Annotated in this window: 19 protein-coding genes; 11 read left to right on the top strand and 8 right to left on the bottom strand. The window is 64.2% G+C overall.

Annotated elements, in window-relative coordinates:
- Nucleotides 1-117 precede the first annotated feature (117 nt).
- Nucleotides 118-1680 carry an MFS transporter gene (locus tag PCA20602_RS01390; RefSeq protein ID WP_150719990.1) on the top strand — a complete coding sequence of 521 codons (1563 nt, stop codon included), beginning with the start codon at nucleotides 118-120 and terminating at the stop codon, nucleotides 1678-1680.
- A gap of 349 nt (nucleotides 1681-2029) precedes the next feature.
- Here the strand turns inward: PCA20602_RS01390 and purM are convergent, their stop codons facing one another.
- Nucleotides 2030-3076: a phosphoribosylformylglycinamidine cyclo-ligase gene (gene purM, locus PCA20602_RS01395; protein WP_150719652.1), complete on the bottom strand. Its 1047-nt coding sequence runs from the start codon at nucleotides 3074-3076 to the stop codon at nucleotides 2030-2032.
- Between the two features lie 146 nt (nucleotides 3077-3222).
- On the opposite strand from purM, the gene hda reads away from it, so the two are divergent.
- From hda to panB, 6 genes are all read left to right on the top strand, one after another.
- The gene (gene hda, locus PCA20602_RS01400; RefSeq protein ID WP_069341994.1) at nucleotides 3223-3942 is read left to right on the top strand and encodes a DnaA regulatory inactivator Hda; all 720 of its coding nucleotides are present in this window, start codon (nucleotides 3223-3225) and stop codon (nucleotides 3940-3942) included.
- 105 nt (nucleotides 3943-4047) lie between these two features.
- Nucleotides 4048-4728: a histidinol-phosphatase gene (locus PCA20602_RS01405; RefSeq protein ID WP_150719653.1), complete on the top strand. Its 681-nt coding sequence runs from the start codon at nucleotides 4048-4050 to the stop codon at nucleotides 4726-4728.
- Nucleotides 4725-6272: a polynucleotide adenylyltransferase PcnB gene (pcnB, locus tag PCA20602_RS01410; protein ID WP_150719654.1), complete on the top strand. Its 1548-nt coding sequence runs from the start codon at nucleotides 4725-4727 to the stop codon at nucleotides 6270-6272. The genes PCA20602_RS01405 and pcnB overlap by 4 nt, the downstream gene beginning before the upstream one ends.
- A complete protein-coding gene (gene folK, locus PCA20602_RS01415) occupies nucleotides 6272-6784 on the top strand; it encodes a 2-amino-4-hydroxy-6-hydroxymethyldihydropteridine diphosphokinase (RefSeq protein ID WP_150719655.1) in 513 nt (170 codons plus the stop codon). Before pcnB ends, folK begins: the two co-directional genes overlap by 1 nt.
- The gene (locus PCA20602_RS01420) at nucleotides 6781-7437 is read left to right on the top strand and encodes a deoxynucleoside kinase (protein ID WP_150719656.1); all 657 of its coding nucleotides are present in this window, start codon (nucleotides 6781-6783) and stop codon (nucleotides 7435-7437) included. The genes folK and PCA20602_RS01420 overlap by 4 nt, the downstream gene beginning before the upstream one ends.
- Before the next feature lie 120 nt (nucleotides 7438-7557).
- The gene (panB, locus tag PCA20602_RS01425) at nucleotides 7558-8376 is read left to right on the top strand and encodes a 3-methyl-2-oxobutanoate hydroxymethyltransferase (RefSeq protein WP_150719657.1); all 819 of its coding nucleotides are present in this window, start codon (nucleotides 7558-7560) and stop codon (nucleotides 8374-8376) included.
- 69 nt (nucleotides 8377-8445) lie between these two features.
- Here panB and PCA20602_RS01430 read toward each other — a convergent pair whose 3' ends face one another.
- Complete coding sequence (locus tag PCA20602_RS01430; RefSeq protein WP_150719658.1) at nucleotides 8446-9825, bottom strand: sensor histidine kinase; 1380 nt, start codon at nucleotides 9823-9825, stop codon at nucleotides 8446-8448.
- Nucleotides 9822-10484, bottom strand: a complete 663-nt coding sequence (locus PCA20602_RS01435) for a response regulator transcription factor (protein ID WP_150719659.1) — start codon at nucleotides 10482-10484, stop codon at nucleotides 9822-9824. The genes PCA20602_RS01430 and PCA20602_RS01435 overlap by 4 nt, the downstream gene beginning before the upstream one ends.
- A 339-nt stretch (nucleotides 10485-10823) precedes the next feature.
- On the opposite strand from PCA20602_RS01435, the gene PCA20602_RS01440 reads away from it, so the two are divergent.
- The 3 genes from PCA20602_RS01440 (at nucleotide 10824) to PCA20602_RS01450 (ending at nucleotide 13674) form a co-directional block, all read left to right on the top strand.
- Complete coding sequence (locus PCA20602_RS01440) at nucleotides 10824-11588, top strand: ABC transporter ATP-binding protein (RefSeq protein ID WP_174980755.1); 765 nt, start codon at nucleotides 10824-10826, stop codon at nucleotides 11586-11588.
- 92 nt (nucleotides 11589-11680) lie between these two features.
- Complete coding sequence (locus tag PCA20602_RS01445; protein WP_139133167.1) at nucleotides 11681-12541, top strand: ABC transporter permease; 861 nt, start codon at nucleotides 11681-11683, stop codon at nucleotides 12539-12541.
- Between the two features lie 104 nt (nucleotides 12542-12645).
- On the top strand, nucleotides 12646-13674 hold the full coding sequence (locus PCA20602_RS01450) for an ABC transporter substrate-binding protein (RefSeq protein WP_150719661.1): 1029 nt from the start codon (nucleotides 12646-12648) through the stop codon (nucleotides 13672-13674).
- Between the two features lie 133 nt (nucleotides 13675-13807).
- On the opposite strand, the gene PCA20602_RS01455 is transcribed toward PCA20602_RS01450, so the two are convergent.
- The 5 genes from PCA20602_RS01455 to grpE form a co-directional block, all read right to left on the bottom strand.
- Nucleotides 13808-15868 (bottom strand): chorismate-binding protein, encoded by a 2061-nt coding sequence (locus tag PCA20602_RS01455; RefSeq protein ID WP_150719662.1) that lies wholly within the window; start codon nucleotides 15866-15868, stop codon nucleotides 13808-13810.
- 4 nt (nucleotides 15869-15872) lie between these two features.
- A complete protein-coding gene (gene dnaJ, locus PCA20602_RS01460; protein ID WP_150719663.1) occupies nucleotides 15873-17018 on the bottom strand; it encodes a molecular chaperone DnaJ in 1146 nt (381 codons plus the stop codon).
- A gap of 126 nt (nucleotides 17019-17144) precedes the next feature.
- The gene (dnaK, locus tag PCA20602_RS01465; protein ID WP_150719664.1) at nucleotides 17145-19070 is read right to left on the bottom strand and encodes a molecular chaperone DnaK; all 1926 of its coding nucleotides are present in this window, start codon (nucleotides 19068-19070) and stop codon (nucleotides 17145-17147) included.
- A gap of 96 nt (nucleotides 19071-19166) precedes the next feature.
- Nucleotides 19167-19595, bottom strand: coding sequence for a thioredoxin family protein (locus PCA20602_RS01470; protein ID WP_150719665.1), 429 nt, complete (start codon nucleotides 19593-19595; stop codon nucleotides 19167-19169).
- Nucleotides 19596-19798: 203 nt separating this feature from the next.
- Nucleotides 19799-20344, bottom strand: coding sequence for a nucleotide exchange factor GrpE (gene grpE / locus PCA20602_RS01475; RefSeq protein ID WP_069342009.1), 546 nt, complete (start codon nucleotides 20342-20344; stop codon nucleotides 19799-19801).
- Between the two features lie 359 nt (nucleotides 20345-20703).
- Here grpE and PCA20602_RS01480 point away from each other — a divergent pair, with 359 nt between their 5' ends.
- Nucleotides 20704-20898 (top strand): hypothetical protein, encoded by a 195-nt coding sequence (locus PCA20602_RS01480; RefSeq protein WP_343031960.1) that lies wholly within the window; start codon nucleotides 20704-20706, stop codon nucleotides 20896-20898.
- The last annotated feature ends 152 nt before the right edge of the window (nucleotides 20899-21050 follow it).

Genomic DNA, 21050 nt, shown 5'->3' on the forward strand with positions numbered 1-21050 from the left:
GTTTATCGTCGATTGACGATTTTTTAGCATGTATGACGTGACGTCGACCGGCGTTCCGCTCGTCGTTTCCAGCGCGCCCTGCGCGCGCCTTCCCTCAGGAATTTCTCCATGTCGATCATGACTTCCCGGCCCGCACCGCGAGCGCACGCGTCGTTGCGCCGCCGGTTGCTGGGCTTGTTCTCCGTGTGCATCGCGGCGTTGCTGCTGCCGATGAGCTTCTCCGGCGGCGCGGTCGCCACGCCCGCCATCGGTGCGGCGCTGCACGGCACGGCGCTCGAAATGCGCTGGATCACGAGCGCGTTCATGCTCGCGTTCGGCGGCTGTCTGATGGCGGCAGGCGCTTGTGCCGACGCCTTCGGGCGCAAGCGCGTTTTTCTACTCGGCGTGGGGGCCTTGTTGCTGACGTCGCTGGCGCTAGCGCTGTCACGTTCGACACTGGTCGTCGATGGGTTACGTGCGCTGCAAGGCGTCGCCGCTGCCGCAACGCTCGCGGGGGGCGGCGCGTCGCTTGCACAGGACTTCGACGGCCACGCGCGCGCCCGGGCGTACGGCCTGCTCGGCACGACGTTCGGCGTCGGGCTCGCGTTCGGTCCGTTGCTCGCCGGCGTGCTGATCGCCCGCTTCGGGTGGCAGGGCGTGTTCGGCGCAACGGCCGTCGTCGCCGCGCTGGCGCTGATCGTCGGTGCGCGCTGCATGCGCGAGTCACGTGACCCTGCGGCGACAGGTCTCGACTGGCCCGGCACGCTCACGTTCACGGGCGCGCTGTCGTGCTTCACCTACGGCGTGATTCAGGCCCCGGCGCTCGGCATGCGGGCACCGGAAGTCGTCGGCGCACTCGCGCTCGCACTAGTGCTGGCAGTCGCGTTCGTCATCGTCGAGCGACGTGTGGCACATCCGATGCTGGACCTGACGCTGTTTCGCTACGTGCGCTTTATCGGCGTGCAGATGCTGCCGATCGCCACGTGCCTTTGCTACATCGTGCTGCTCGTGTTGCTGCCACTGCGTTTCATCGGCGTGCACGGCGACAGCGAAGTCGTTGCGGGCCTCAAGATGATGGCCTTGTCGCTGCCGATGCTCGTGGTGCCGTTCGTCGCCACGCAACTGGCGCGACGCATTTCCGCCGGGGTGTTATGCAGCGCAGGGCTGGTGATCGCGGCGGCCGGGCTGGTGTGGCTCGCCCGCGCGTTGAACGCCCCGGACACCGGCGTGCTGGGGCCGTCGCTCTGGCCGATGCTCGTGATCGGCACAGGGAGTGCGATGCCCTGGGGCCTGATGGATGGCTTGTCGGTGAGCGTGGTGCCCACGGAGCGCGCAGGCATGGCGATGGGCATCTTCAACACGACACGCGTGGCGAGTGAAGGACTGGCGCTCGCGCTCGTGGGTGGCGTGCTGATTGCGCTGATCGGCACGCATCTGCCGGAGGTCCACGGGGCGGTGCCCGACGACGTCGCGCGCGACGCCGTGAACCGGCTGGTGGCGGGCGACCTGCATGGCGCGGTGGCGAGTGTGCCGGCATGGGGCAAAGCGGCGCTGCGAGCGGCTTACGAACAGGCGTTCGCCACGTTGCTCGACCGCCTCGCCGGGGTAACGCTGCTGTGCGCCGCCGTCGTGCTCTTCTGCCTCGGAAAGCCGCCCCGTACGTCGCATGTCGCCCCGGATGAACCGTGCGTCGCGATCTGACGTCTTTCGCTTTGTGCCGTGCTGTCGTCAAATGCCCGCTGCGGCAACCTTGCCGCAGTGGCCGCAACGCCGAGACGATCAAGCAGCACGCCGCCAATGATGCCGCCGCCCGCAATGGCCACGTTCCACGCGGTGACGAGCATCGACTGCGCGACCACTGACAGCTTAAAAGCCAGGCTGTAGTCTCGCTGTGTCCGCTTGATCCCTTGCTCCATTTGCCACCTCCTCGTTTCGACGAAAAAGTGTCAACCTATTTCAGGACGGGACACAGCCATGAAAAAAGCCCGTCGGCCATGCCGAACGGGCTTTCTTTTCGCTTGCTTTGAAGCGACGGTCTGACGTCGGCGTCTTACGAGACGATCGTCTGTGCTTCGCCTTCCTTGCGCTCGCGGATCGTGCCCAGACGGTAGACCGTCTCGCCCGACGTTTCGAGGTGCTTCACGGCGGCGTCGGCATCCGCAGCCGACACGATCACAGCCATGCCGATACCGCAGTTGAAGACGCGGTGCATTTCGGCGTCGGCCACCTTGCCGTGTTCCTGCAACCACTGGAACAGCGGGGGCAGCGTCCAGGCGTCCTGCTTGATGTCGGCCGTCAGATGGTCTTGCAGCACGCGCGGAATGTTTTCCACGATGCCGCCGCCGGTGATATGGGCCATGCCCTTGACGGTCAGCGTCTGCATCAGCGCGAGCAGCGGCTTGACGTAGATGCGCGTGGGCGCCATCAGCACGTCGCGCAGCGGCTTGCCGTGGAAGTCGGCATCCAGATCCGGCTTCGCGACTTCGATGATCTTGCGCACCAGCGAGTAGCCGTTCGAATGCGCCCCCGACGAGGCCAGACCCAGCACCACGTCGCCCGGCACGATCGACTTGCCGTCGATGATCTTGCTCTTCTCGACGGCGCCGACTGCGAAACCGGCCAGATCGTACTCGCCGTCCGGGTACATGCTCGGCATTTCAGCCGTCTCACCGCCGATCAGCGCGCAACCGGACAGCTCGCAACCTTCGGCAATCCCCTTGACGACGGTCGCCGCCGTGGCCACGTCCAGCTTGCCGCAAGCGAAGTAGTCGAGGAAGAACAGCGGCTCGGCGCCCTGCACCAGAATGTCGTTCACGCTCATGGCGACCAGATCCTGGCCCACCGTGTCGTGCTTGTTCAGCGTGAAGGCCAGCTTGAGCTTGGTGCCCACGCCGTCGGTCCCCGAAACAAGCACCGGCTCCTTGTAGCGCTTGGGCACTTCGAACAGTGCGCCGAAGCCGCCGATGCCGCCCAGCACGCCGTCGCGCAGGGTTTTCTTGGCAAACGGCTTGATCGCTTCGACCAGTGCGTCGCCCGCTTCGATGTCGACGCCAGCGTCGCGATAGGAAAGGCCGGAAGTTTCGTTAGGGTGTGACATGACGGGAATGCATCAAGGTTCGGTAAAATGCGATTTTACCCGATGCGCGTGTCCTTTCGGAACGCAATCCGGATATCGGACGCCGACAATGGTCGGCGTGCCCTGTAAACCGTACTCTGCCGGCCTTCCGCCGGCTTTCTTCGTTCGTGATTCAGCAACTGTATCTCGACCTCGGCACGCCGCCGCCCGCCACGTTCGACAATTTCATTGTCGGGCCCAATCGCGAGGCGGCGCAGACGCTTGCCGACCTGCCAGCCGAACTCTCAGCGGGCACGGCGCGCGATCGCGGCATCTACCTCTGGGGAGCTGCCGGGTCCGGCCGCACCCATTTGATGGAGGCGCTGTGCCACGCCACCGGGCCGAGCGCCCGGTATTTGCGCCCGAACAGCCCGCTGGCCGCCTTCACGTTCGACGACGCGAGCACCGTCTATTGCGTGGACGACTGCGACAATCTTTCTCCCACCCAGCAAATCGCCGCCTTCAATCTGTTCAACGAAACCCGCGCCCGTCCGCACTGCGCCTTCGTGGCCGCCGGTTCGCAGCCGCCGGTGGACATGCCGCTGCGCGAAGACCTGCGCACCCGCCTCGGCTGGGGCCTCGTATTTCACATCGTGGGATTGGACGACGACGGCAAGAAACAGGCGCTGCAAAGTGCGGCGCGTGAGCGCGGCCTGCAACTGGCGGCGGACGTGCCCGCCTATCTGCTCACCCATTTCGAGCGCGACATGTCGAGTCTGATGGCGTTGCTCGACCGGCTGGACCGGTTCTCGATGGAACAGAAACGCGCGGTGACGCTGCCGTTGCTGCGCCAGATGCTCATTCATGCCGATCTGGCCGACCCGGCCGCGCCGGACGGGAAACCATGACCGGAGACCGATCGGCCCACACTACGCGAGTCGACCGGCGCCTCCGATGCCCCTAAATCACCGAACCCCATAAGACGGCCCCTCGCTTCAGGTAAAATTCGCGCAATGACCAATTTAGCTCTCTTCGATCTCGACCACACCCTGCTGCCGACCGACAGCGACAAGGAGTGGGGCCGTTTCCTCGTGCGCCAGGGCGCGGTCGAGCGTGACTCGTACGCGCAGGCCAACGAGGCCTTCTATCAGGACTACCGTGCAGGCCGGCTCGACATGCCGGCCTATCTGCGTTTCTGCCTCGCGCCGCTCGCCCGCTATCCGCGCGATCAGCTCGACGCCTGGCACGCGCAGTACATGCAGGAGTCGATCCTGCCGCACGTGCGTCCCGAAGCGCTGGAACTGCTCGACATGCACCGCAAGGCCGGTGACCTGTGCGCCATCGTGACGGCGACCAACACGTTCGTCACGCGCCCGATCGCCCGCGCGTTCGGCATCGATCACCTGATCGGCACCGAACCGGCCACGGCGGGGGACGACCCGAACGCACGATTCACCGGCGAATACGTCGGCACGCCGAGCTTCCGCGAAGGCAAGATCACCCGCACCGAAGCGTGGCTCGCCAGCCTGGGCAAGACCTGGGGCGACTTCAACCACGCTTTCTTCTATAGCGATTCCGCCAACGACGTCCCCCTGATGGAGAAGGTGAACCATCCGGTGGCAACGAATCCCGATGAGGCGCTGCGCGAAATCGCACTCGCGCGTCGCTGGCCCATTCTCGAGTTGTTCCAGTGATCCGCAAACTCATCAAGAAGCTGCTCGGCAAAGATGCCCAGTCCGAAGGCGGCGCCAACAGTCCGCCGCCCGGCACGCCGGTCGTCATTCCGGTATCCGTTCACGGCATCGATCCGAGCCTGCTCTCGAAGAACGCCGTACGCGTGACCGATACGTTGCAGCAAGCCGGCTTCAAGGCGTTCATCGTCGGCGGCGCCGTGCGCGACCTGCTGCTCGGCATCGCCCCCAAGGACTTCGACGTCGCGACCAGCGCCACGCCCGAACAGGTCCAGCGCCTGTTCCGCCGCGCGCGCATCATCGGTCGCCGCTTCCAGATCGTTCACGTGCAGTTCGGCCAGGAGATCATCGAGACCTCTACGTTCCGCGCGTTGGTCGATGCCGTCGATAGCGAGCAGATCGGCGCGCGCCGTCCGAAAAAGGGCGAACTCGACCGCAAGACGCACGTGACCGACGAATCGGGCCGCGTGTTGCGCGACAACGTCTGGGGCGAGCAGGACGAAGACGCCGCGCGACGCGACTTCACCGTCAACGCGATGTATTACGACCCGGCCTCGCAGACGGTGCACGACTACCATCGCGGCTGGGAAGATATCCAGAAGCGCGTGCTGCGCATGATCGGCGACCCGGCGACGCGTTATCGCGAAGACCCGGTGCGCATGCTTCGCGTGGTGCGATTCGCTGCGAAGCTCGGTTTCAAGATCGACGAAGCGACCGCCGCGCCGATTCCGCAACTCGCGCCGCTCATCGATAACGTGCCTGCCGCACGTCTGTTCGACGAGATGCTCAAGCTGCTGCTCTCCGGCCATGCCTGGGCGTGCGTGCAGCAACTGCGCTCGCAGGGTCTGCATCACGGATTGCTGCCGTTGCTCGACGTCGTGCTGGAGCAACCGCTGGGCGAGAAATTCGTCACGCTCGCACTCGCCAACACCGACGCGCGCATTCGCGCAGGCAAGCCGGTATCGCCGGGCTTCCTGTTCGCGGCGCTGCTCTGGCATCTCGTACTGGAAAAGTGGCAGGCCTATCAGAGCGCCGGCGAGTATCCGATTCCGGCACTGCATCTGGCCATGGACGACGTGCTCGACGCCCAGACCGGCAAGCTGGCGATCCAGCGTCGCTTTGTCGCCGACATGAAGGAAATCTGGGGCTTGCAGGTGCGCCTGGACAAGCGCGTCGGCCGCACGCCGCTGCGTTTGCTGGAGCATCCGCGTCTGCGCGCCGGTTACGACTTCCTGCTGTTGCGTTGCGAGTCGGGCGAAGTGCCGGCCGACGTGGGGCAATGGTGGACGGACTTCCTCGAAGGCGACTCGGTCAGACGTGATGAATTGCTCTCGCAAGGCAGCGGTTCGTCGGGTTCGACGCCCGCCGCGAAGCGCCGCCGTCGCCGTCGCAAACCGTCCGGCGGACGAGGCGGTGAGGGTGGTGAAGGCGGTGGTGGCAGCGGCGAAAGCACCGGTGGCGAGGGTGGCGGCGGACGTGAGAACGCTACCAGCGAGAATCATGGCAAGCGGGTATCATCGCGACAGCATGGTTCCGAAGGTGCCTAATGACTGTTGCCTATATCGGGCTCGGCGCGAATCTCGGCGACGCCCGCCAAGCGATTAAGGACGCCATCGTCTGTCTGGCGCAGCAAATCGGCGTCACCATCACGGCCAAGTCCGATCTGTATCGCACCGCTCCCATCGAGTCGAGCGGTGACGACTATCTCAACTGCGCAGTGGCCGTCGAGACGAGCCTGACTGCCCGCCAGTTACTCACGCTGTGCCTGAAGATCGAGCTGCATTTCGGACGTGAGCGGCCGTACAAGAACGCGCCGCGCACGCTCGATCTCGACCTCCTGCTGTACGGCGACGAGCGCATTGCCGAACCCGATCTGATCGTGCCGCATCCGCGTATGGCGTTGCGCGCGTTCGTGCTGCACCCGCTCGCAGACATTGCCCCCGAACTCGACATTCCCGGCGTGGGACGCGTGAGCGCCCTGCTGCCCGGCGTTGCCGATCAGCGCATCGAGCGCCTCGCGCACGGCTGCTGCATGACGAAGCGGGTCTGCACATCATGAGATCGTCCGCGCTCGGGCGATTCCGTTATGTCGCCGTCGAAGGCCCCATCGGGGTCGGCAAGACCACGCTCACGCAGCGGCTGGCTGACGCCGCCGGCGCCGACGTGATGCTGGAGCAGCCCGCACTCAATCCCTTTCTCGAACGTTTCTATCGCGACAGCGCGCGTTACGCGTTGCCCGCGCAGTTGTCGTTCTGTCTGCGACGAGTGGATGAGGCGACGGAAATCGCGCGGCGTGAAATCGACGGCAAGCCGATCTTTACCGACTTCCTGCCGGAGAAAGACGGCCTGTTCGCGCGCCTGACGCTGTCTGCCGACGAATTGACGCTATACCGTCGGCTCGTGGCGCACATCGAGCGGGCGCATCGCGCGCCGGACCTCGTGATTCATCTGCAAGCGAGTCCCGAGACGCTGTTCTCGCGCATCCAGAAACGCGCCATTCCGATGGAACAGCAGATTCCCGACACCTATCTGCGCGCGCTGTGCGACATCTATGGCGAATTCTTCTATCATTACGCGGCTGCGCCGGTGTTGACAGTCGACACAGAACAATTCGATCCGGCGCACAACGACAGCGACTTCGCCCTGCTGGTCGAACGCATCGACCAGATGCGCGGGCGCAAGGAAGTCTTCGTCAAGGGCGCTCGCCTCTGACCGCCGACACGCTTCTGCCCGCCTGCACCGACGTCGATGTGCCGATTCGTCGAGTGATCCATGCGAGGCAATGCGCGGCGTGAGTGCCCTGCCGGCAACCCCTCCTGAACCGAGGCTGACATGAGTTATCTGCAAGAATCCAACCGCAAGGCCGTGACCGTTCCCGGTCTTGCCCAGATGCGCGAGCGCGGCGAGAAGATCGCCATGCTCACCGCTTACGACGCGAGTTTCGCTGCACTGCTCGATCGTGTGGGCGTCGACGCCATTCTGATCGGCGACTCGCTAGGCAACGTGATTCAGGGCCAGCGTACGACGTTGCCCGTCACGCTGCGCGACATCTGCTATCACACCGAATGTGTGGCACGCAGCGTGGAGAAGGCGCTGGTGCTGGCCGATCTGCCGTTTGGCACCTATGGCACGAAGGAACAGGCGTATCAAAGCGCCGTTGCCGTCATGCAGGCCGGCGCACAGATGGTGAAGATCGAAGGTGGCGCATGGCTGGGGGAAACGGTGCGTTTCCTCGTCGAGCGCAGCATTCCGGTGTGCTCGCACGTAGGTCTCACGCCGCAGTCCGTGCATGCCTTCGGCGGCTTCAAGGTGCAGGCGCGTGAAGATGCCGCACAGGCGCAGTTGCTCGACGACTGCCGTGCGCTGCAAGCGGCCGGTGCGCAACTGGTCGTGCTCGAAGCGATTCCGGCAGCCCTCGCCGCGCGCGTGACGCCGGAAGTCCCATTGATGCCGACCATCGGCATTGGCGCCGGTGTCGATTGCGACGGTCAGGTGCTCGTGCTGCAAGACATGCTCGGCGTGTTCCCCGGCAAGTCGCCGAAGTTCTCGAAGAACTTCATGGACGGCCAGCCCAGCATCGCTGCGGCCATCGAAGCCTATGTGCAGGCCGTGAAGCACGGCACGTTCCCGACGCTGGAACATAGCTTCTGAGGCAACGGGATACGTCGCACGCAGCGGCCAAGCAAGACGAAAGCGGCGCATCGATGCGCCGCTTTTTTGTTAACGCTCGACCGCGTAACCGACCGGTAGCGTCAGCACGACAGCGAACCCCTCACCGGATACGTGCTCGAACGTCATCTGCCCGCCATGCGCGTGGATCACTTCGGCGACCATCGCCAGACCGAGGCTGGCGCCTTCGCGTCCATCGGCGCGCGATGAGAACGGGGTTCGCACGCGCTGCCATTCGGATTCCGGAATGCCCGGGCCGTCGTCGAAGAAGCGCAAACGCCACTGGTCGTCTACACGCATCACGTCCACGTGCAGTCGATGCGGTGCGCCGTACGCCAGCGCATTCATCAACACGTTCTTGATCGCTTCGCGCAGGCTCAGCGCGTCGCCGACGATCATGCACGGTTCGTCGGGTGCATTGAGCGCCACATCGATATCGCGCGTGGCATACGACAGCGTCTCGCGCATCGCCGTTTGCAACAGCTCGTTCAGATCGACCGGCACCGGCGCGACACTCTCGGCCCGATGCTGGACCATCGCGTGACTGATCAACTGGTGGATGAGACCGCCCAGCCCGCGCGCCTGCTTCTGGATGCGTGCGATGTGCGTCTGACGCGCCGCTTCGTCCTGCGTCTGGCTCAGCATTTCCGCCTGCGCCGTGAGCGCCGTGACGGGCGTACGCAATTGATGCGCGGCATCGCCGATGACGCGACGCATCAACGCGCGCGACGTTGCCAGCCGGCGCATGAAGTCGTTGATCGCACTCACGAGGGCAAGCGTCTCCGCCGGCACTGTGACGGCAAGCGGTACGAGATCGTTGGAATCGCGCTCGCGGATGGCCGCTTCGATCTGCTTGAGCGGTGCGAGCGCCTGACGCAACGTCCACAACGCGGCGAGCATCGTCAGCACCCCGGTCGCGATGGTGATGAGCAGCGTGTTGTCAGCCAGCCCGCGTGTGAAACGCACGCGCGCGTTCTGCGTGTGCGCGAGCGCGACGACCGCCCACGGGTGCGCGGCGGTCACCGGCATGCGACGCCCCACGATGGCGATGCGAATCGGCATCTCCTGATAGGTGCCGTCGACCACGATCGGGCCGTCCGCGAGCTTGTCCCACGGAATCGGCGGACGGAACTCCGAGTCTCCCGCCACCGAGCGGCCATTCGGATCGAGCACGGTGTAGAAGATCTGATCGCCGGGCGCGAGCGCGGAGAACGCGGCGAGCGGCACGTCGACATTCACTTCGCCGTTCTGGTACCACGTGTTTTCCGCGACCTGCAACGCGCTGCCGAGCAACCAGCGATCGTAAGCACGGTCGACGGCCGAGCGCGTGGAGAACCAGATCCCCAGCAGCACCGCAACCACGGCAAACGCCAGCACCGCGCCCATGCGGATGACCAGACGCAGATAAAGGGAACGGCCCGGAACGATCATGACAGCACGAGTTGATAACCCAGACCGCGCAGCGTACGTATCTGGAATTGCGCCGTCGCCAGCTTCTTGCGAAGACGGGCGACGTATTGCTCGATGGCGTTGGCGTTCGGCGCAGGGTCGTCGCCGTAAAGACGGTCCATCAGTTCGTCTTTGCCGAAGATCCGGCCCGGACGCCCCGCGAGAATTTCCAGCAACGTCACTTCGCGACGCGTCAGCTCGACAGGCTGCCCGTCCACTTCGACACCGCGACTCTTGCGGTCGAGCGTGAGATTGGCGCAGGTCAGACGGTTGGTGGCGTCCTGCCCCGTGCGACGCATGAGCGCCCGCACGCGCGCTTCCAGCTCGCGGAAATCGAAGGGCTTGGTGAGGTAGTCGTCTGCGCCGAGATCGAGCGCCCGTACGCGCTCCTCGATCTCCGCACACGCGGTGAGCATCAGCACGCGCGTGGACAGGCCGCGCTCGCGCACACGCTTGAGCAGTTCGAAGCCGTCGACGTGCGGCAGCATGACGTCGAGGATCAGCAAATCGTAATCGTCGCCGATGCGCTTGGCGGCTACCGCACCATCCGTCTCGCAATCGAGGGCATGGCCAAGCTTGCGCAACTGGGTAGCAATGGCTTCGGCGACATCGGCGGTGTCTTCCACCAGCATGATGCGCATGGGGTATCTGTCTCCTTCCTTCGGCTCGGCTTGTGTGCCGCTTTCGCCTTTTTTCGTCGCGCGTGCATGACGTCATCCAGCGTCCTGCGCGAGCCTGATGAACAGCCCGCCGACACACCTCGGGCGTTGCCGCACAGCGGGATCGTTCCCCGGCATTCTCTAGCAATTCGCCTGCGTCTTCCTCAGTGTTTCCCCTGAATTCAGGCGCTCCGCACGCGCGATGTCAGGTTGGCTACAGGTTTGGTACTTAGTATCGAGCCGATTATAAAAGCACCTTTCAGGAGACACGCAATGCCTCATGCACATGATGCAGCCCCTCGTGCGGGCGCTGCCGGGACGATGTCGTCCGCCGTGCCGCCATTGCTCGAAATCGACGGCGTAACGCTGCAATACAAGACCGACGACTATCTCGTCACGGCAGCCCAGCAAGTGAGCTTCAACGTCTATCCGGGCGACCGGTTCGTGCTGCTCGGCCCATCGGGTTGCGGCAAGTCGACGTTGCTCAAGGCGATCGGCGGGTACCTGCCGCCGGTTCACGGCGAGATCCGATTGAAGGGTCGTGCGATCAGCGAACCCGGCCCGGACCGCATGATGGTCTTTCAGGAATTCGATCAGTTGCTGCCGTGGAAGACGGTGCGCCAGAACGTTGAATTCGCGCTCACCGCCAGCGGCCGGCTGAAGGGACGCGAAGCCGCCGAGCGCGCCGCGCACTACATCGAGAAAGTCGGCCTCGCGAAGTTCATCGACAGCTATCCGCACACGCTCTCGGGCGGCATGAAGCAGCGCGTTTCCATCGCACGCGGCATGGCGATGGAGCCGGACGTCCTGCTCATGGACGAACCGTTCGCCGCACTCGACGCCCTCACCCGCCGCAAGATGCAGGACGAACTGCTGCGCCTGTGGGACGACACGCGCTTCACGGTGCTGTTCGTCACGCATGGTATCGACGAAGCGATTCGCATCGGCACGCGCATCTTGCTGCTCTCGCCGCACCCCGGACAGGTCAAGGCCGAGCTCAACAGCATCGCCCCCGAACACCTCGGCACCGCGCAGCAAAGCGAACTTGAAGCACGCATCGACCAACTCCTGTTCGCCACTCACTGAGGATGACGGCCGTGAACGCTATTCCTTCGCATCCTTCGCAACACGCGTCGTCGTCCAACACCGCCAGCGCCTCCACGGCGTCGAATGCCCGCATCGAGCCGGTCTACCGCCCGGAGTTCGTGCTGGAGCCGGTGCAGGCCGAACTGTCGTCGATTCAACGCCCGCTCTCCACGTTCGAGACGCTCTACCGTCTGAGCTGGCTGCGCAAGACGGTCATTCTCTGCGTGCTCGCCATCATCTGGGAAATCTACGGCCGCTGGCTCGATAACGCCTTGCTCTTCCCGAGCTTCACCGACACCGTTGCCGCCTTCGCGAGCGGGCTGACGAGCGGCGTGCTGCTGCTGCGTGCGGCGGTCTCGCTCAAGACGTTGCTCATCGGGTACGGCATCGGGATTGCGCTCGCTGCGGTGCTCACTACGGTCGCCATCAGCTCGAAAATCGGCAACGATCTGCTGGAGACGCTTACCGCGATGTTCAATCCGTTGCCCGCGATTGCGCTGCTGCCGCTCGCGCTCATCTGGTTCGGCCTTGGCAACGGCAGCGTGATCTTCGTGCTGGTGCACTCGGTGCTGTGGGCGGTCGCGCTCAACACGCACAGCGGCTTCCGTGGCGTGTCGAAGACGTTGCGCATGGTCGGGCAGAACTACGGACTCAAGCGCTTTGCGCTCGTGCAGCACGTACTGATTCCGGCAGCGTTCCCGAGCATTCTCACCGGCCTGAAAGTGGGCTGGGCCTTCGCGTGGCGCACGCTCATCGCGGCCGAACTCGTGTTCGGCGTGTCGTCGGGCTCCGGCGGTCTGGGCTGGTACATCTTCGAGAACCGTAACTCGCTGGAGACGGCCAACGTCTTCGCCGGACTGTTCTTCGTGATTCTGATCGGACTTGCGGTCGAGAACCTGCTGTTCGCGCGCATCGAAAAACGCACGTTGCATCGCTGGGGGATGCAGCACTGACACCCGGATGAGGCCGATTTTTCGGCTTCGTCCGATTGACGCCCCCTTAGCCGCTTGATGAATAATTCCAACCTGAGTCAAAGAAGACCGGAGACAACCTCACCATGAATCGACGCAACTTCGCCCGTTGGGCCAGCGCCCTCACGCTCGCCGCCACGACGGCGCTCTCCACGCTCGGCAACGTCGCGCATGCCGAAGCCAGCACCGTGCGACTGTCGCACGGCTACGGCATCCTCTATCTGCCGCTGATGGTCATGCGCGACCAGCATCTCGTCGAGAAACACGCCAAGGCGCTGGGGCTCGGCGACGTGAAGACCACCTGGACGATTCTCGATGGCGGCAATGTCATCAACGACGCGATGCTCGCCGGCAACCTCGATGTCGCGGGCACCGGTGCGCCGGGCTTCGTTACGCTGTGGTCGAAGGCGCACGGCATTCCGCGCTCGGAGGTGATCGGCTTGTCGGCCCTGTCGACCGGACCGCTCTGGCTCAACACGAACAATCCGAACATCAAGTCGCTCAAGGACTTCACGCCGAAGGACAAGATCGCGATTCCGGGCATCAAGACGTCGCTCTCCGCCGTGCTGCTGCAAATGGCCGTGGCGAAGACCTTCGGCATCGAGAACTACGCGAAGCTCGATCCGCAAACGGTCAGCCTGAGTCACCCCGAAGCCGTGAGCGCGCTGCTCTCGGGCAAGACGGAGATCACCGCGCACTTCACCTCGCCGCCGTTCTCGTATCAGGAGGCGAAGGACCCGCGCATCAAGCGTGTGCTGAATTCAACGGACGTGCTCGGCAACATCACGATCGACGTCGTGTTCGCGCCGAAGCAGTTCACGGTGCAGAATCCGAAGCTGGTGCAGGCGATTCTGGCCGCTCAAGAGGAAGCTGCGGCTTACATCGCGAAGGATCACGTGGGCGCTGCGCAAACGTTCCTGCGCGTGTCGAAGATGAACCTGCCGCAAGCCGAGATCGAGCAGATGCTGGCCGACCCGGGACTGCAATTCACGACCACGCCGAACGGCCTGATGCAGTACGTGGAGTTCATGGGACGCGCGGGCACGATCAAGACGCGCCCGACGAAATGGAGCGACCTGTTCGTGCCGCAAATGGCGGCGCGTCAGGGGAGCTGAGGCGCGTTTAAGCTTGTGGCGTTGGTTCGGGCTGGCTGGGGCTGGTTGACGACTGAGGTCGGCTGAGATGCTGGCTGAGGCGGATAAGCGGTCTCCCGAGGGTGTCGGGACGCCGCCACCGACCCCGACGTCGTTAAGCAGCAACCGTCCCCGAGAGGGTGGCGGGCAAGGCACCGCGCAGGGCATTGCAGACGACAATGGCCTGCGCCGAGAGCAGATCCTCGCGCGTGATCACGGCTTCCACCGCGGCCCACGCCGGATCGTGCAGCATGACGCTGCGCATCACGCCGGGCAGCGCACCCGACGACAACGGTGGCGTCGTCCAGATGCCCTGACGCTTGACGAAGACGGAGCTCCGTCCGCCTTCGGTCAACTCGCCCCGGTCGTTGAAGAACAGCACGTCGAACGCGCCTTGTGCTTCGGCAGCTCTCCATGCGGCGTCGTACCGTGCGCGCACCGTGGTCTTGTGGCGCAGGAACAGATCGTCCGCCCGTGTGGGGCTCGCGGCATCGGCCAGCAACACGGTCACGCCGTTGCCCGGAAGCGGGTTGAGTACACCGTGCGTGATCGACACCGTGCCGTCGTGGGACAACGCAAGACGCACCCGATGCATCTCGTCCTCATTCAGCGTCGCGACAACCGCGTCGAGTTGCGCACGCAGCGCGGCTTCGTCGAACCGGAAGCCGAAGTAGCGTGCCGACGCCTGCAAACGTGCCAGATGACGCGCGAGATGCGCCACACCGGACGCACGCATCGCCTGCATCGTCTCGAAGATCTCGAAGCCCGGATCGAGCGCACTCAGGAAGCGCGCCTTGAGTTTGCACTCCTCGCGCTCTTCCGCCGCCTGGCTGTCGAGCACGATGCCTGCGCCCACGCCGAGCCTGCCGCGACGCATGCCGCGCACATCGGGGGCGTCGAGTTCGAGCGTGCGAATGGCCACCGACAGGCAGAAGTCGCCCAGCGCCTGCGGGTCGTCGGTGCGAGCGTCGAGCCAGCCGATGGCGCCCGTGTAGAGACCGCGCGGCGATGCTTCGAGCTGGCCAATCAACTGCATCGTGCGATGCTTCGGAGCACCGGTGATCGAACCGCAAGGGAAAAGCGCGCGCAGCACGTCGGCGAAGGTCGTGGTGTTCGGCAACGATGCCGTGACCGTCGACGTCATTTGCAGAACGCTCGCGAAACGCGTCACTTCGAACAGCTTCGGCACCTTGACCGAACCGGGGAGGGCGAGCCGTCCGAGATCGTTGCGCAACAGGTCGACGATCATCAGATTCTCGGCGCGATTCTTGTCGTCCGCCGCGAGATCGGCACTGCGTTGCGCATCGATGGCGGCGTCGCCGCATGCCGGCGCCGTGCCCTTCATCGGACGCGCTTCGACCTGTCCGCGCGAATGACGGAGGAACAACTCAGGCGACAGCGAGAGAATCGCACGTCCCGACAAGCCCCGTGCGCCGGGCAACATCACCAGCGCGCCATACGGCACCGGCTGACGCGCGCGCAGGCGGCGGTACAACGCAATGGGTGAGCCGAACGTGTCGAAGTTCAGGCGATAGGTGTAGTTGATCTGATAGCACTCGCCTTGCGAGAGCCATTCGTGGATGCGCGAGATGGCGTCGTCGAATGCCGCGTCGCTGACGTCCGCCTGCAAAGCGCCAATCCCGGCGACACCGGGTGATGCGAGCGCCGCAGTGTTCGACATGCTCGACACGTTCGATGTGTTCGATGTGTTCGATGTGTTCGATGTGTTCTGCGTGTTCTGCGTGTTCTGCGTGTTCTGCGTGAGCGTTGGATTCGCCGTGCTCAACGTTCCCGACGTACCGGTCACTGACGGCGATTCCACACTGCCATCGTCGCCCGCAGGCATCGCTTCCTGACGCGCCAGCCACGCCTGCGTCTGCATCGCGTCGAGCCGCTGCAAATCTGCGAACAGCAGCGCACGCAACTGCCCCGGCGCGCGACGCGTCGCCACCGTGTGCACGCCGTTCGCACGCACACCGAATTCATAATCGACCAGCAGCACGGCATGCAAGCCGTGACGCGTGGCGTCTTCCACTTCGCGAAGCGCGTCGGAAAGCACACCGGGCTCGTCGCAAGTTACCTCGCGTACGAGCCCGGTATACAGACGCGCCCCACCGGCCGGGTCCGCGCTGTCGTCCAACAGCGCGAACGCGGCCATAGGCGCTTCGGTTTGCATGGAATTACTCGAAGAACTGCTTCACGCGGTCGAACCAGCCCTTCGACTGCGGGCTGTGACGCGCACCGCCTTCCTTCAGGGATGCATCGAAGTCACGCAGCATTTGCTTCTGGGCGTCGTTGAGCTTGACCGGCGTTTCCACCTGCACGTGAACGTACAGATCGCCCGGGTAACTCGCGCGCAGCCCCTTGATGCCCTTGCCGCGCAGGCGGAACGTCTTGCCCGTCTGCGTGCCTTCCGGCACTTCGAAGGTCGCCTTGCCGTGCAGCGTCGGTGCGTCGATATCGCCGCCCAGCGCCGCCGTGGCGAACGAAATCGGCATCTGGCAGTGCAGATCGTCGCCGTCGCGCTCGAACACGTTGTGCGCCTTGATGTGGATTTCCACATACAGGTCGCCCGCCGGACCGCCGTTCACACCCGGTTCGCCGTTGCCGGACGAACGGATACGCATGCCGTCTTCGATACCCGCCGGAATCTTGATCTCCAGCGTCTTGGTCTTCTTGATCTTGCCCGAGCCGTGGCAGTTCGTGCAGGGCTCAGGAATGTACGAGCCGGTGCCGTGGCACTTCGGGCAGGTCTGCTGAACGCTGAAGAAGCCCTGCGACATGCGCACCGAACCCGCACCGTTACAGGTCGGGCAGGTCTCGGGCTTGGTGCCCGGCTTCGCGCCGTTGCCGTGACAGACTTCGCACTCTTCCCAGCTCGGCACGCGAATCTGCGTATCGAAGCCGTTTGCCGCCTGCTCGAGCGTGATCTCCATGTTGTAGCGCAGATCCGCACCGCGATACACCTGTGGACCGCCCCGGCCGCCACGGCCACCGGGGCCGCCCTGACCGAAGATGTCGCCGAAGATGTCGCCGAACGCATCGGCGAAGCCGCCGCCGAAGCCCTGCCCGCCGGCACCGCCGAAGCCGCCCATGCTCGGGTCCACGCCCGCATGACCGTACTGGTCGTACGCAGCACGCTTCTCCGGCTCGGAGAGCATCTCGTAGGCCTCTTTGACCTCTTTGAACTTGTCTTCGGCGTCTTTGCTGTCCGGATTGCGGTCCGGGTGATACTTCATCGCCAGCTTGCGATACGCCTTCTTGATCTCGTCGTCCGAGGCGTTCTTGGCGACGCCAAGGACTTCGTAGTAATCACGTTTGGCCATAACTCTTTCCAATGTTGGCGCATGTCGCCATCAGGCAAAAAGCCGGGTCGACATTCCCCTAGCGGAGAACCTCGATACCCGGCCCACACGCGAAGCCCCGGCGGGGCCCCGCGCGCCATGCACGCTTTACTTCTTGTCGTTGACTTCCTTCACTTCGGCGTCGACGACGTTATCGTCATGCGGCTTGCCTTGCTCGGCGCCTGCGGCACCCGCAGCACCGGCTTGCGCCTGCATGTCGGCATACATCTTCTCGCCGAGCTTCTGGCTGGCGGTGCCCAGCGCTTCGACCTTGGCATCGATGTCCGCCTTGTCCGAACCGCGCAGGGCGTCTTCCAGTGCCGTGATGGCCGATTCGATGGCTTCCTTCTCCGAAGCTTCGATCTTGTCGCCGTACTCGGTCAGCGCCTTGCGGGTGCTGTGCACCAGCGCGTCGCCCTGGTTGCGGGAATCGGCCAGCTCGCGCGCCTTCTTGTCTTCTTCGGCGTTCAGCTCGGCGTCCTTCACCATTTGCTCGATTTCAGCGTCCGACAGGCCCGAGTTCGCCTTGATGACGATCTTGTTTTCCTTGCCGGTTGCCTTGTCCTTCGCGCCGACGTGCAGAATGCCGTTCGCGTCGATGTCGAAGGTCACTTCGATCTGCGGCGTGCCACGTGCGGCGGGCGGAATGCCCTCGAGGTTGAACTCGCCCAGCGACTTGTTGCCGGCGGCCATCTCGCGCTCACCCTGATACACCTTGATCGTCACGGCCGGCTGGTTGTCGTCCGCCGTCGAGAACACTTGCGAGTGCTTCGTCGGGATCGTGGTGTTCTTCGTGATCATCTTCGTCATCACGCCGCCCAGCGTCTCGATACCGAGCGACAGCGGGGTCACGTCGAGCAGCAGCACGTCCTTACGGTCGCCCGAGAGGACCGAACCCTGAATCGAGGCACCTGCGGCCACGGCTTCATCCGGGTTCACGTCCTTGCGCGGATCCTTGCCGAAGAACTCCTTCACCTTCTCCTGCACCTTCGGCATACGGGTCATACCGCCGACCAGAATCACGTCGTCGATGTCGCTGACCTTCACGCCGGCATCCTTGATGGCGGTGCGGCACGGTTCGATCGTGCGCGAGATCAGATCTTCGACCAGCGCTTCGAGCTTGGCGCGCGTGACCTTCAGGTTCAAGTGCTTCGGACCCGAGGCATCCGCCGTGATGTACGGCAGGTTGATTTCGGTCTGCTGGCTCGACGACAGTTCGATCTTGGCCTTTTCGGCAGCTTCCTTCAGGCGTTGCAGCGCCAGCACATCCTTCGACAGATCGACGCCTTGTTCCTTCTTGAACTCGCCGATGATGTAGTCGATGATGCGCTGGTCGAAGTCTTCACCGCCCAGGAACGTGTCGCCGTTGGTCGACAGCACTTCGAACTGGTGTTCGCCGTCCACATCCGCGATTTCGATGATCGAGATGTCGAACGTGCCGCCACCCAGGTCATACACCGCGATCTTGCGGTCGCCGCCTTCCTTCTTGTCCAGACCGAATGCCAGTGCGGCAGCCGTCGGCTCGTTGATGATGCGCTTGACTTCCAGACCGGCGATACGGCCGGCGTCCTTCGTGGCCTGACGCTGGCTGTCGTTGAAGTAGGCCGGCACCGTGATCACGGCTTCCGTGACCGGCTCGCCCAGGTAGTCCTCGGCGGTCTTCTTCATCTTGCGCAGCACTTCAGCGGAAATCTGCGGCGGGGCCAGCTTCTGGTCGCGCGCTTCCACCCAGGCGTCGCCGTTGTCGGCCTTGACGATCTTGTAGGGCATCAGCGAGATGTCCTTCTGCACTTCCTTTTCTTCGAAGCGGCGGCCGATCAGGCGCTTGACTGCGTACAGCGTGTTCTTCGGATTGGTCACGGCCTGACGTTTGGCCGGTGCACCGACGAGGATTTCACCGTCGTCCATGTAGGCGATGATCGACGGCGTGGTGCGAGCACCTTCCGCGTTTTCGATGATCTTGACCTGATTGCCTTCCATGACGGCCACGCACGAGTTCGTGGTGCCCAAGTCGATACCGATGATTTTGCCCATGTTAATTTCTCCTAGCGTCCTTTGCGTCTTTCCGTTGGGCGTGTTGCCCATTCAATTCATTGATCTGCACGAGATATGGGTGCAGCCAGGAACATTTCAAGACCCTTCTTGCTGCCCGGTTTTGCCCCCCGCTGCCGCGATCCTGTCGCGCGCCGCGGCCACCGCCAGCCGGAACTGGGGCAGGCCCTGCCAGCCGGTCGCCCGGCCGAGCTTCTTCCCTGCATGGAAGAAGAAAAACGTGGGCACCCCATGCAGGGCGAAGCGGCGCCCGAGGGCCATGTCGGCGTACACGTTGGCGTGAAACCAACGCAGCCCCAGTGCTTCGATGGCTTCGCGTTGCGCCAGCATGGTCTTCTTGGCGACCTCGCAGTTGAAACAGTCGACGCCCCAGAAAAACACGACGGCGAGGTCATCCCCCGCCTCGCGCAGCCCGTCGTCGAACGTCCCGGCGGTCAGCTCGCGCATCGAAAACGCCTCGAATGCCGTGCCGTCCACACCTTTCATGCCCGGAAGATCGCCTGCCATGATGGTAAGTCTCGAATGTCCGTCTGCCCGTCTGCTCCGCCCGCCGCGTCGGTGTTGACCCCGGCCGCCCGCGCCTGCCGTCCCGCCTCGTTCCAGCCTGCTCCGGCCATTCCCGGAAGTCCGAAGCTTGCCATGATGTCATGACATGAAACCCCGGCGTCCGACGTCGATTGGCCGGACCGGACGGCCGGACAGCGTCGTGCTTACTTACCTGCCGCGACGGTCACGAGTGCCGGACGCAGTACGCGGTCGGCAATCAGATAACCCTTTTGCAGCACGGCCACCACGGTATTCGGCTCCTGATCGGCCGGCACCATCGAGATAGCCTGATGTTGATGCGGATCGAACTTCGCGCCGGCCGGATCGATGACCGAGACCTTGCTGCGCTCCAGCGCCGAGACCAGTTGGCGCAGGGTCAGGGCGACGCCCTCCTGCAGCTTGGCCACGTCGCCGCTCTTGTCGGCGGCAGCGGCTTCCAGGCTGTCGATGACCGGCAGGAGGTTCTCGGCAAAGCTCTCGACCGCGAATTTACGGGCCTTGGACACTTCCTCTTCCGCACGGCGGCGGATGTTTTCCATCTCGGCGCGGGCGCGCAGCGCTTCGTCGCGCAGTCCCGCCGCTTCAGCCTGAGCCGCCTGGAGCTGCGCCTCGACCGAGGGCAGCGCGTCGTTCGCGCCCGCAGCGTCGGTCGGGGCCGCTTCGGCCTGGGACGGAATCGGCTGATCGGGGGTGTTTTGCTGTTCAGTCATGAGCTTGAGTCGTCAAAAGGTTCTTGCAGCGCACCACGACGATGCGCCGCCGGTTCAAATCCCTTTGGATAGTAGGGGCGTTCACACCGATTTCAAGAGCTGGCGGGCATTCTGTGCGCCATGTCGGTGCGCGCGGCGTGCCGGTAAATATCCGGTTACACGCGTTACGAGTCCTCTATTGTATCGGCCGTTGCTGCGACCTAACATAAATAACGGTCTGGTTGATGGAAGTGCCTTGGTTGGATTTGTCGCTTGCCCTGGTCGATGACATCGTCGATGCCATTGGCTCACTCGATCTCCGGGCCCGGCCGCTCACCGGGCAACCTCGCGTCCGGTGAAGTGTTCTTAAGGAGCGCATCATGAAGCTGCCACTGGCTGTTGTCTTCATCCTTGCGTTGGTGACAACGGTAACGATCACGATCTGCCTGTCCGGCGCAGTGACCCGGCGCGACACCGAGTACGGTGGCGTGCGGGCCGTGCTGCATCACTTTGTGGAAATGCCGGGCATGCCGGGACACTCGTCGAGTTCGAATTCCGGAATCCCATCGCGTTGATCGCCTCCGGGGTGCATGACCCTTTTGCGGTCGTGCGCGGTGCCGTTCCCCGGGCGGTTCCGCCCAACGCGGAACCACTGATTTTCGCTCCCTCCCCCGCCCGCCGCTGCGCATTTCGCCAGCGGCGGCGTTCATTCAGGCGTTCATTCAGG

This window comes from Pandoraea capi, assembly GCF_902459735.1.
Taxonomy (GTDB): Bacteria; Pseudomonadota; Gammaproteobacteria; order Burkholderiales; family Burkholderiaceae; genus Pandoraea; species Pandoraea capi.